The organism is Dietzia cinnamea NBRC 102147, from assembly GCF_001571065.1.
GTDB lineage: Bacteria > Actinomycetota > Actinomycetes > Mycobacteriales > Mycobacteriaceae > Dietzia > Dietzia cinnamea.
The window spans coordinates 1-10,696 of sequence record NZ_BCSW01000074.1 but is presented as its reverse complement, the minus strand read 5'-3'; the positions used below and the strand labels follow the sequence as shown (position 1 = coordinate 10,696).

General features: G+C 70.5%; 10 protein-coding genes and 2 tRNA genes. 6 read left to right on the top strand and 6 right to left on the bottom strand.

What is annotated here, in order from left to right:
* Positions 1-25: 25 nt before the first annotated feature.
* Positions 26-541: a single-stranded DNA-binding protein gene (locus DCI01S_RS15240; protein WP_063935582.1), complete on the bottom strand. Its 516-nt coding sequence runs from the start codon at positions 539-541 to the stop codon at positions 26-28.
* A 166-nt stretch (positions 542-707) separates the two neighbouring features.
* The gene (locus tag DCI01S_RS15235; protein ID WP_061230010.1) at positions 708-2,738 is read right to left on the bottom strand and encodes a bifunctional copper resistance protein CopD/cytochrome c oxidase assembly protein; all 2,031 of its coding nucleotides are present in this window, start codon (positions 2,736-2,738) and stop codon (positions 708-710) included.
* A 108-nt stretch (positions 2,739-2,846) separates the two neighbouring features.
* Between DCI01S_RS15235 and DCI01S_RS15230 the strand changes: the two genes are divergently transcribed.
* A tRNA-Arg gene (locus tag DCI01S_RS15230) sits at positions 2,847-2,919 on the top strand.
* A gap of 137 nt (positions 2,920-3,056) precedes the next feature.
* Here DCI01S_RS15230 and DCI01S_RS15225 read toward each other — a convergent pair.
* Positions 3,057-4,046, bottom strand: coding sequence for a TIGR03557 family F420-dependent LLM class oxidoreductase (locus tag DCI01S_RS15225; protein ID WP_061230009.1), 990 nt, complete (start codon positions 4,044-4,046; stop codon positions 3,057-3,059).
* 138 nt (positions 4,047-4,184) lie between these two features.
* Here DCI01S_RS15225 and DCI01S_RS15220 point away from each other — a divergent pair, with 138 nt between their 5' ends.
* Positions 4,185-4,853, top strand: a complete 669-nt coding sequence (locus DCI01S_RS15220) for an HAD family hydrolase (protein ID WP_061230012.1) — start codon at positions 4,185-4,187, stop codon at positions 4,851-4,853.
* A gap of 91 nt (positions 4,854-4,944) precedes the next feature.
* On the opposite strand, the gene DCI01S_RS15215 is transcribed toward DCI01S_RS15220, so the two are convergent.
* Positions 4,945-6,249 carry an MFS transporter gene (locus DCI01S_RS15215; protein ID WP_232303173.1) on the bottom strand — a complete coding sequence of 435 codons (1,305 nt, stop codon included), beginning with the start codon at positions 6,247-6,249 and terminating at the stop codon, positions 4,945-4,947.
* A gap of 291 nt (positions 6,250-6,540) precedes the next feature.
* On the opposite strand from DCI01S_RS15215, the gene cmrA reads away from it, so the two are divergent.
* The 3 genes from cmrA to DCI01S_RS15200 all read left to right on the top strand — a co-directional run bounded on the left by cmrA (position 6,541) and on the right by DCI01S_RS15200 (position 8,222).
* Positions 6,541-7,362, top strand: a complete 822-nt coding sequence (cmrA, locus tag DCI01S_RS15210) for a mycolate reductase (RefSeq protein ID WP_061230007.1) — start codon at positions 6,541-6,543, stop codon at positions 7,360-7,362.
* A gap of 45 nt (positions 7,363-7,407) precedes the next feature.
* A complete protein-coding gene (orn, locus tag DCI01S_RS15205) occupies positions 7,408-8,076 on the top strand; it encodes an oligoribonuclease (protein WP_082767863.1) in 669 nt (222 codons plus the stop codon).
* 73 nt (positions 8,077-8,149) lie between these two features.
* Positions 8,150-8,222, top strand: a tRNA-His gene (locus DCI01S_RS15200).
* 63 nt (positions 8,223-8,285) lie between these two features.
* Here the strand turns inward: DCI01S_RS15200 and DCI01S_RS15195 are convergent.
* Positions 8,286-9,143, bottom strand: a complete 858-nt coding sequence (locus DCI01S_RS15195) for a DUF2804 domain-containing protein (protein ID WP_259828072.1) — start codon at positions 9,141-9,143, stop codon at positions 8,286-8,288.
* Between the two features lie 66 nt (positions 9,144-9,209).
* On the bottom strand, positions 9,210-9,332 hold the full coding sequence (locus DCI01S_RS18080) for a hypothetical protein (RefSeq protein ID WP_256386838.1): 123 nt from the start codon (positions 9,330-9,332) through the stop codon (positions 9,210-9,212).
* A gap of 83 nt (positions 9,333-9,415) precedes the next feature.
* On the opposite strand from DCI01S_RS18080, the gene DCI01S_RS15190 reads away from it, so the two are divergent.
* On the top strand, positions 9,416-10,696 hold a 1,281-nt coding region (locus DCI01S_RS15190), incomplete at its 3' end, for a cation:proton antiporter domain-containing protein (protein WP_061230006.1).

Here is a 10,696-nt window from a genome sequence, read left to right as displayed (position 1 = left end):
GACGCCGCCCCCTCCCCCGGTGCGTCTACCCGCCGGCGACCCCCACGAACTCGCCGTCGCCGGCCGGTACCGCCCCCGCCGCGTCGAGGTCGTGCGACCCGATCTCCATCGCGTCCTCGTCCTCCTCGGACAGGCCGCGCAGACCCGGCTCGCCGCCGTCGGTCGCCCCCTCCCCGGGCGCGTCCGGCTTGGCCCGGCGCACGGTGACGTCCATTCGGGACAGGTCCGGGCCCAGCGCGCTGACCCGCATCTCCAGATCGCGCATGAGGTGACCGTCGCGCTCGTACTCGTTGGTGAGCAACCGGCCGTGGACGATCACGCCGTCGCCCTTGCAGATCGACCCGGACGCCCGCTGCGCGAGCCGGCCCCAGCAGTTGGCCGAGAAGTACAGCGTGCCGCCGGTCTTCCACTCCCCCGACGTCCGGTCCTGGTAGCGGGTGTTGCTGGCGACCCGGAAGGAGAACACCTGGTCGTCGCCGACGCGCCGGGTGGTGGGGTGGGTGATCACGGTTCCGCGGACTGTGGTCTGGGCTTCGTTCATGGGCTCGCTCCTGTCACGCTCGGCCGACCGTGCGCCGGCCTCGTGCCCTGCAGAGTGCCGCACCTCGTCGTCGTCACCCCTGGTCCCCACCGCGCGCGGTGGTCACCCTGTGGAGAGGGGGCGGGGTGTGGAGAGGAGGGGTGCGACGACGACGAGGTGCGCGACCTCAGCGCCGGCGGTCCGCGCGAGACATCTCGGCGAGCATCTCGTTATAGGCCCTGAGCTCGGCGTCGTCGTCCCGGTCGGCCTGCCGCTCCCCGCGCCGCGCCTCGCGCATGTCGCTCTGGTACCACTGCCACGCCAGGGCCAGCATGACGATCACCAACGGGATCTCCCCCATCGCCCAGGCGACGCCGCCGCCGACCCGCTGACTCTGCAACAGGTCCGGGATCCACGGCAGGCCGATGCCCGAGTACCAACCCTCCGCCAGCACCGTGGGGTAGTTCATGAGCAGGATGCCGAAGAACGCGTGGAACGGGAGCGAGGAGAGCAGCACCATGAGCTTGTACATCGGCGAGAAGTGCCGCGGTGCCGCGTCCACGCCGATGATCACCCAGTAGAACAGGTAGCCACTGATGAGGAAGTGGACGTTCATGAACATGTGGCCCAGGTGCTCGGAGGCCAGCGTCTCGTAGAACCCGCCGAAGTAGATGATGTAGAAGCCGGCCACGAACTGCACCGACGCGACGATGGGGTGGGTGAGGAATCGCGAGATCGGGCTGTTGATGAACTCGACCAGCCACTCGCGCGGCCCCGGCGGGTTGCCCCGACCGGCCGCCGGCAGCGCCCGTAGCGCGAGCGTGAACGGGCCGCCCAGCGCGAGCAGGACCGGCACCAGCATCGAGATGATCATGTGGCCCACCATGTGGCTGGCGAAGTCGGCCATCATGAACATCCCCATGCCCGAACTGGTCGTGAGGAAGAGGATCACGCAGCCGGACACCCAGAAGGCGGTGCGGCCGGCCGGCCACGAGTCACCGCGCCGGCGCAGGCTGAACAGCCCCCACAGGTACAGGCCCAGCAGGATCACCGCGGCGAGCCCCAGGACGAGATCGAAGCGCCACGTGCCGAACACGGTGCCGAATCCAAATGGGCCGGGCAGCTCGAAGCCGAGCAGCGCCTCCTGGCGGGTGGGCACGTACAGCGGCGCCGGCGGCGGGGTTCGACCCAGTGACACGGACAGTCCGATGGTGCCCGCCATGATGACGGACTCGGTGAGGATGATCCGCAGCATCGTCGCGCGGTCCACCGGGGCGTTGGCGCCCTTGGACTCGATCCGGTTGATGACCCGGCGGCGCACCGCCAGGCCGAACAGGGCGAGCAGGCACAGCACGAGCGCCTTGCACACCACCAGCAGCCCGTAGGTGGAGGTGAACAGGTCGGCGGGGTGCAGGCGCACGATCGCGTTGATCACGCCCGACAGGCCCAGCGCGATGATCGCCACCGTCGCCACCGCCGAGTAGCGACGCAGGGCCAGGGCCACCCGCGTGCCGCCGACCCACGTGTGGGCGATCACCGCGACGAGCCCGCCGATGTAGAACGCGGCACTGAACAGGTGGATGATCAGCGAGTTGGTGGCGATGTCGTGCGCGGTGCTACCCGAGGCGTGGCCCGTGGCCGCCACCGGTAGCAGCGAGAGCGCGGTGACGGCGAGCCAGATGACCGACCAGCGCCAGCTCAGCGTAAGTCGCTGCCCGATCCCGGCGACGAGCGCGATGATCGCGGCCCACCGCCACGAGGACGCCACGTCGATCTGGTTGATCGCCACCAGCCACTGGTCCGGCGGCAGCGACTGGAAGAACGTGCGCCCGGAGACGTCGGAGAGGGTCAGCGGGATGAGCAGCGCCGCCGCGACCGCCCAGGCGATGTTGGCCCAGGACGAGATCTGCTGCATGCGGTAGCCGTCCACATCGAGCGTCTTGTCCTTCTGCGGCGGAGTGAAGAACGCCGCGAACAGGGCGGCACCCACCGCCACCGACGCGAGCAGTTCGCCGATGGACCGCAGCGCCGGCAGCCCGGCCGTGGTGAGTACGCCCGGGTCGGGCACGCCCACCAGCTCCAGCGCGACGTCCCGCGACAGCGCGGAGAGCGGGATGACCACCGCGGCCGCCACCGCCGCGAGGAGCAGGACGAGCAGGACGATACTGCGGGTTCCGAGCCGCCCGGTGGTGGCTGGGGCGGTCTTCGACGACGTCATGACCACCATCGTAAGAACCCGGGCGCCCCCGGGCCGATTCGCCGGTGCCGGGACCACCCCCCGGATCGGCTACCATTCACCCGGCGACGCCCTCGCGGTGTGTCGTTGGCCTCCGTAGCTCAGTGGATAGAGCATCCGGTTTCTACCCGGCTGGTCAGGGGTTCGAATCCTCTCGGGGGCGCCCAGCGCTTCACGATTCGGGCACTCCGCCCACCGAGAAGAGTGTTCCGCACACTCCTACTCGGGCGATACGGGCGCGAAGCTCTTATCGACGCGGCGGCGGGGCGAGCGCGGCGGCCGAGCGGAGGTGACAGCCGGTCAGCCCGCGGCCTCACGCAGCCGCGCCAGCAGCGGCTCGGCGGCCTCCTCGAGGAAGCGGTCGAGCGTGGAGTCGCCGATCTGGATCAGCGCGATGTCGGTGTACCCGGCCTCCCAGTAGGGCCGCACCTTCTCGACGATCGCGTCGAGGTCGGGCCCACAGGCGATCTGCTCCCCCACGTCCTCGGGCCGCACGAACTGGGTGGCGGCGGCGAACCCGGCGGTGGTGGGCAGGTCGGAGTTCATGGCCCAGCCCCCGGCGAACCAGCGGAACTGGTCGTGCGCGCGCTCGACGGCGGCGGACTGCGAGTCGGGATCCCAGCTGATGGGAATCTGCGCGATCGCGCGGGCACCGTCACCGATCGGGGTCTGCCCATCCAGGGCGTTCCACTTCTCGATGTAGCTGCTCTCGGGCTCGGTGGCGATGAGGTGGTCGCCGAGCGGACCGAGGTGCGCGAGCGCCTTCTCGCCGCCGGCGGCCACGCCGATCGGCACGCGATTCTCCGGCAGGTCCCACAGGCGGGCGGAGTCCACGCGGAAGTGCTCGCCGGAGTAGGTGACGAGGCCGCCGTCGAAGAGCTCGCGGATGATCTCCAGCGCCTCGACGGTCATCTCGTGGCGCTCGTCGACGGACGGCCAGCGTTGGCCGACGACGTGTTCGTTGAGGTTCTCCCCCGCGCCGATGCCGAGCATGAACCGGCCGTCGGACATGATCTGCACGGTCGCGGCCTTCTGCGCCACGACGGCCGGGTGGTACCGCAGGATCGGGCAGGTGACGTAGGTGCACAGGTCGACCCGTTCGGTGACGTGCGCGACCGCACCGAGCACGCTCCACACGTACGGCGCGTGTCCCTGCGAGCTCAGCCACGGGAAGTAGTGGTCGGAGGCCACCTCGAAGTCGAACCCCGCCTGCTCGGCCTTGGCGGCGTAGCGCACGAGTTCCTTGGGGCCCGACTGTTCGGTCATGAGTGTGTATCCGAAGCGCGTCATGCCAATCGATCGTGCGCGCGAGCGACGGCGAGCGCCACCGGTCGACGCGGCCGAGCGCCGGTGAATGACGCCCCCGGCGTGCCCGAGGACACACGTGTGCGGTTGCCGCCGCGCGGCGAGACGGGCACCTTCGGGGGCATGAGTTCCGAGCGCGCACTTCTTCTCGACGTCGACGGCACGCTGATCGACTCGACCTACGTCCACGTCGCGACCTGGTACCGGGCACTGGCGGAAGCCGGGGCGCCGGTTCCCTACGTAGAGGTCCACAAACGGATCGGCAAGGACGGATCCACGCTGGTGTCCGAACTCCTGGAACTCGCCGGTGTCGACGACGACGAGCGCGATGACATGGCGAGCCGGGCCAAGGACCTGCACACCGAGTATTACGCCGAGGCGCCCCTGAGGCTGCTCCGCGGTGGCCGTGAGCTCGTCCGCGGAGCCAAGGAACGCGGCTGGATCACCGTGCTCGCGACCTCGGCGGCGCCGTCGGAGTTCGAGCAGGCGCGCGAGTTGCTCGACGTGGACGACCACCTGGACGCCGTGACCACCGGCGAGGACGTCGACCAGGCCAAGCCGGATCCGACCATCGTGGCGATCGCCCTGGAGCGCTCCGGCGTCGACGCCGAGAACGCCATCATGGTGGGCGACGCGACCTGGGACGCGATCGCCGCGGCCAAGCTGGGCATCCGCTCGGTGGCGGTGCGCACGGGAGGGATCGGCGACGCCGAGCTCACCGAGGCGGGCTTCTCCACGATCGTCGATGACGCCGCGGCCGTCCTCGAACTCCTCGAGGCCGACGAGCTCTGACCGGCGAGCCCGGGGCGACCCTCCCGGGACGCCGAGGTAACGCGCGGTCGCAGACGCGGCGGGCCGGACTCTTAATCAGCGGGTTCAGGGTTTACCGAACGTCCGCCCAGCTACCGGCCGCCTCGTCGCGGGTCGGCGTCCGCACCGGCACCAGCAGGAGCAGGCCCACCAGCAACACCAGGCCGATGCCCGCGATTCCCGCGCGATCCGTCGCGAACGCCCACGTGAACAGCCCGAACAGGGCGGGGGCGAGGAACGAGACCGCGCGGCCGGTGGTGGCGTAGAGGCCGAACATCTGACCATCGCTGCCCGCCGGGGCCAGCCTGGCCAGGAACGACCGCGACGCCGACTGCGCGGGCCCCACGAACAGGCACATGAGCAGCCCGAAGACCCAGAACATCGCGGGGCCGTCGACGAACAGCAGGACGGTCATGGTCGCGATCATCGCCACCAGCGAGCCGATGATCACCGCCTTGGGGCCGACCTTGTCGTCGACAAGGCCCGCGGCCGCCGCCCCCAGCGCCGCCACCACGTTGGCGGCTACGCCGAAGATGAGGACGTCCCCGGGCGCCAACCCGTAGACCGTCACGGCCAGGATCGCCCCGAAGGTGAACACCCCGGCCAGGCCGTCCCGGAAGATCGCGCTCGCGACGAGGAACTTCACGGTGCGCGGATCCCGCCGCCACAGGCGCTTCAGATCGACCCAGAGGATGCGGTACGACGCGAGGAAGCCGGGCTCGTCGTCGTCGACCTCACCGGCGGCCCCACGGGCAGCGGCCGGGCGGTGCTCCGGCACCGACCGCAGCACCGGTAGCGCGAAGGTCGCGAACCACACGGCGGCGAGCAGACACACCAGGCGCACGTTCATGCCGCCGTCGGCGGTGACGCCGAGCAGCCCGCGGTCGGGGCCGTCGCCGGCGATGAAGCCGAGGAACGCCCCGAGCAGCAGGAAGATCCCGCCGAAGTAGCCCATCGCCCAGCCGAAGCCGGACACCCGGCCGACCGTGGCGGGGGTCGAGACCTGGCGCAGCATCGCGAAGTACGACACTTCGGCGAACTCGAAGGTGATCGATCCGATCGCCAGCAGGGCGAGCCCGATGAAGAACCACGGGTACGGGGCGTCCGCGTCGACGAGGAACATCAGCGCGGTGAGCAGCACCGTCGCGTAGGTCCAGATTGCGAGCGACCGTCGACGCCGACCGCCGCGGTCGGCGCGCTGCCCCATCACCGGCGCGGTGAGCGCGATGACCAGCCCGGCGACGGCGACGGAAATCGACAGCCACGTCGCGGCCGACAGCGGTCCGTCGAGGTCCGCGCCCACCGAGTCGGTGAGATAGACGGAGAAGACGAAGGTCACGATCACCGCGTTGAACGCCGCCGACCCCCAGTCCCACATCCCCCAGGCCACGATCCGGCCGCGAGGCGTGCGCGTCACCGCCGCCGAAGGCGTCGCCGGGGCCGGGGGCGCAGGTGAGAACGTTTCGGGGCGGTTCGACTGGTTCACACCCGTCACGCTATCCGGCCGGCGGCGGTGGATCGCTCAGCATGGGCTCGCTCGGGAGCTGACCCCCCTCTCCCGTTCACCCTCCGGCGGCCCCCGGCGAATGACGTTCGCCGGGGGCCGCGTCCCGAGCTCCGGCCGGTACGCTCAGCCTCGGTCCGCCAGCCCGAAGCCCCGAGGAGCCCCATGTCCCTGCCCACTCCCACCACGTCGAACCGAGCAGTCGTCACCGGCGCCTCCTCCGGGATCGGCATGGCGCTGGCCACCGAACTCGCACGGCGTGGACATTCGCTCATCGTGGTCGCCCGGAGCGAGGAAATCCTGCAGACCCTCAAGACGCGGCTCGAGAGCGAGTACGGCGTGAGCGTCGACGTCCGCCCCTGCGACCTCGGCAGCCCCGCCGAGCGCCAGCCCCTGCTCGACGAGCTGGCCACGCGGGAGATCTCGGTCCTCTGCAACAACGCCGGCATCGCCACGTTCGGACCCGTGGCGTCGCTGGACCCCGCGTACGAGAAGCAGCAGATGCAGGTCAACGCGGTGGCCTGCCACGACCTAGTCCTGGCGGTCCTCCCCGGCATGGTCGAACGGCGATCGGGAGCGATCCTCAACGTCGGATCGGCGGCCGGGAACATGCCGATCCCGAACAACGCCACCTACGCCGGCACCAAGGCGTTCCTCAACACCTTCTCCGAGTCCCTACGGGGTGAACTCATCGGCTCCGGCGTCAACGTGACCCTCCTCGCGCCCGGTCCGGTGCGCACCGAGGAGATCGCCGAGGAGGACAAGACCTTCGTCGACCGCCTGGTCCCCGACCGCCTGTGGGTCGACACCGAGTACACCGCCCGCGTCTCGCTGGATGCGCTGGCCCGCAACAAGATGCGCGTGGTGCCCGGCCCGCTGAGCCAGGCCATGTCCGTGGCCGGGAACTACGTCCCGCGCGGGATCATGGCGCCGATCGTGGGCAGGTTCTACGCCAAGCTCGGCGAGGGACAGCAGGGCGGGGCCTGATCGGCCGACAGCAGCCGGGCCGTCCTGCGGCGATATAGTCGAACGATGCCCGAGTCGACCTCCGCCGAGACCGCTGCCCCGTCGTCGTCACCGACGCCCCACCAGGAATCCAAGAACGACCGCATCGTCTGGATCGACTGCGAGATGACCGGCCTCGACACCACGAACGACAAGTTGGTGGAGATCGCGGCGCTGGTCACCGACTCCGACCTCAACGTGCTGGGCGAGGGCGTCGACATTGTCATCCACGCATCCGACGCCGCGCTCGACGCCATGGTGCCGGTGGTGCGGGACATGCACGCCTTCTCCGGCCTGACCGAGGAGATCCGCAGGTCGACGGTGACGGTGGCCGAGGCCGAGAAGGCCGTCCTGGACTACGTACGGGCGTGGGTGCCGGTGGCCGGGTCCGCTCCCCTGGCGGGCAACTCGATCGGCACCGACCGCGGCTTCCTCGCCCGCGACATGCCCGAGCTCAACTCCTACCTGCACTACCGGATGATCGACGTCAGCTCCATCAAGGAACTGTGCCGCCGGTGGTACCCCCGCATCTACTTCGGCCAGCCCGAGAAGGGCATGTCCCACCGCGCCCTGGCGGACATCAAGGAGTCGATCCGCGAGCTGCAGTACTACCGGGCCACCGCGTTCGTTCCGCAGCCCGGGCCGACCAGCGACGAGGTCAAGAGGGCCGCCGCCGAGCTGCCCGCGGTCGAGTAGCCTCACCTGCGGATTTCCCGGCGAGGCCACCTAGAGGGTAAAGTCGTCAGCGCTGTCCGCGAGGGCAGCGGTGGTGGCTGTAGTTCAGCTGGTAGAGCACCAGATTGTGATTCTGGTTGTCGCGGGTTCGAGTCCCGTCAGCCACCCCGACCGCGATGGCGGGTGATGCGCACTCCGGTGCGGGTCACCCGCCATTCGCATCTGCGGCCCTACCAGCGGTTGCGTGACTGCTCCGCCCAGCCCACCAGCCCGTCGAGCGAGACCTCCGTGCCGTCGTCGAGCACGCCGGTGCCGTGCCACGTGCCGAACGCCTGATGCGTCTTCACCGCCAACACCCCGAGCTCGGTGATATCGCGGCGCATATGAAACGGCGTGAGCGTGGCATCCAACCGCTCACCCCGCACCCGCCACGGCCCGGCCGGGTCCGACACGTCATAGGTCCACTGCAGGTCGTCGCCGAGCTTGTGCATCCGGCCGTCGACGAGGATCCCGTTCTCCGTCGATCCGGTGCCGTCCGTCCACTTCCCGCCGACCTGCAGCGCCCGCGTCGAGCCGTCCACCACGCCGCTACCCGCGCCCCAGTTCCAGGTGGTCGCGTACCGCCAACGACCCCGCCCGCGGTCGAGGACCGCCCAGCCGGCCCCGAGGTCCTGCGTCGTGCCGTCGACGGTCACCGACCCGGTGACGGGATTGGCCAGATCCTTGAGGGTGTACTGGAACCGCCGCTCACTCCACGGGACCACCACCGCGAGGCTGTCGTGCCCCGGGCGGCTGACCTCGAGCTGGACCCGCACACCGCGCGCCTGCACACGGATGGAGGTGGAGTCCTCGTCGTCGTCGACCTCGATGGACACCCGACCCCCACCCACGCCGGCCGATCCGCGCAGGGCGCCGTCCCCCGGTTCCTCACCGAACGGCGGCCGGTGGAGCGGCCTGATCCCGCTGCGGCTCTCCTCCCGCCCCGTGTGCCGATCCAGGACGTAGACCGCGCAGTTGGCCAGATAGTCCAGCCCGGCGACCGTCAGACCGACCACGAACCGGTCGTTGACGACCCCCGGTACTCCCAGCGATCGGGGCTGACCAATCGCTGGGAGAACCGGTCGTTGACGACCCCCGGTACTCCCAGCGATTGGTCAGCCCCGATCGGCGAAATGAGTGCAATGCAGGGGGCGCCGGGACCAGCCCACGGCGTCCGGGTTGAGCATGCGGCCGCGGGCCAGGTCGACGGGTCGGGTGATCTCGCGTTCGGCGGTCATGGGGTCACTGTCGCACGCGCGCTGCCGGCCGAGGCGGAGGGTCCGGACGCGGGACCCGGATGCGCGCCCCGGCGGCCTTTCCTATGGTGCGGATGACCGACCGACGCAAGGAGGGACCGTTGCCCACACTCGATCTGTTGCTCGCGGCCGTGGGCGCTCTCGGGGTGGTGATCGTCGCCCTCTCCGCGCGGATGACGCGCTGGCCCGTGTCCGAGCCGCTGATCGCACTCGCCGGCGGCGTCATCCTGGGGCCCGCAGTCCTCGGTGTGTTGGACGTGCCCGACATCCTCGCCGAGCAGTCGACCCTCCACAACGGAGCGGAGATCCTCCTCGCCGTCTCGGTGATGGGTGTGGCCCTGCGCTACCCGTTCTCCGCCATCCGCGAGCACTGGCGGCGTCTGGCGCTCCTGCTGGTGGTGGTCCTGCCCGCGATGGCACTGATCTCGACGGGCCTGGCCATGTGGGCTCTGGGCATACCGTTCGCCCTCGCTCTGCTGTTCGGCACCGCCATCTGCCCCACTGACCCCGTCCTGGCCTCCGCCGCCGTCACCGGCGACGCCGCCGAGGAGGACCTACCCGAACACGACCGCCAGCTGCTGTCCCTGGAGTCCGGGGCCAACGACGGCCTCGCGCTGCCCCTCGTCCTGGTCGCGCTCGCCGTGGCCACCCCCCTCACCGCCGGTCAGGCCGCCACGGAAGCCCTCTGGCAGATCGGAGCAGCCCTCGCTGTGGGCGCCGTCGGTGGAGTCGCCGCCGCGAAGGCCCTCCACTTCTCGGAACGACACCACGACACCGAGAAGGGGGCCATGCTCATGTACACCCTGCTGCTGTCGATCCTCGTCCTCGGCGTGTCGGGTCTCCTCGAGGCCAACGGGGTGTTCGCGTCCTTCGTCGCCGGGCTGGCGTTCAACCTCGCGAGCTCCGGTAGCGAACGCAAGACGGAGGTGGAGATCGACGAGGCGGTCAACCAGTTCGCCGTCCTGCCGTTCTTCCTCGCCCTGGGCGCGATGATCCCGTGGACCGCCTGGGCGGAGCTCGGCTGGGGCGCCGTGTGGCTCACGGCCGGCGTCCTGCTGCTGCGTCGCCCACCGCTGCTGTTCGCCCTGATGAAGTCGCTCGCCCTGAAGGTGCGCGGCGCCGCCTACCTCGGCTGGTTCGGCCCCGTCGGCGTGGCCGCGGTGTTCTACCTGACCGAGGAGGCCTCACGGGCCGGTGCGGATCCGATACTCCTCGGCGCCGGGACACTGGTCGTGGTGGCCAGTACGGTCGCACACGGCATCACCGCCGCCCCCGGCCGTGCGCTGTTCCGGGCCGCCGCCGAGCGCGAGCAGACGACGACCTCGTCGTCGTCCCCGTCGTCGTCC

Coding starts and splice junctions, on each gene's coding strand:
- DCI01S_RS15225 (WP_061230009.1), bottom strand. CDS start 4,046: ATGACGCGCTTCGGATACACACTCATGACCGAACAGTCGGGCCCCAAG.
- DCI01S_RS15240 (WP_063935582.1), bottom strand. CDS start 541: ATGAACGAAGCCCAGACCACAGTCCGCGGAACCGTGATCACCCACCCC.
- orn (WP_082767863.1), top strand. CDS start 7,408: ATGCCCGAGTCGACCTCCGCCGAGACCGCTGCCCCGTCGTCGTCACCG.
- cmrA (WP_061230007.1), top strand. CDS start 6,541: ATGTCCCTGCCCACTCCCACCACGTCGAACCGAGCAGTCGTCACCGGC.
- DCI01S_RS15215 (WP_232303173.1), bottom strand. CDS start 6,249: ATGTGGGACTGGGGGTCGGCGGCGTTCAACGCGGTGATCGTGACCTTC.
- DCI01S_RS15235 (WP_061230010.1), bottom strand. CDS start 2,738: ATGACGTCGTCGAAGACCGCCCCAGCCACCACCGGGCGGCTCGGAACC.
- DCI01S_RS18080 (WP_256386838.1), bottom strand. CDS start 9,332: ATGACCGCCGAACGCGAGATCACCCGACCCGTCGACCTGGCCCGCGGC.
- DCI01S_RS15220 (WP_061230012.1), top strand. CDS start 4,185: ATGAGTTCCGAGCGCGCACTTCTTCTCGACGTCGACGGCACGCTGATC.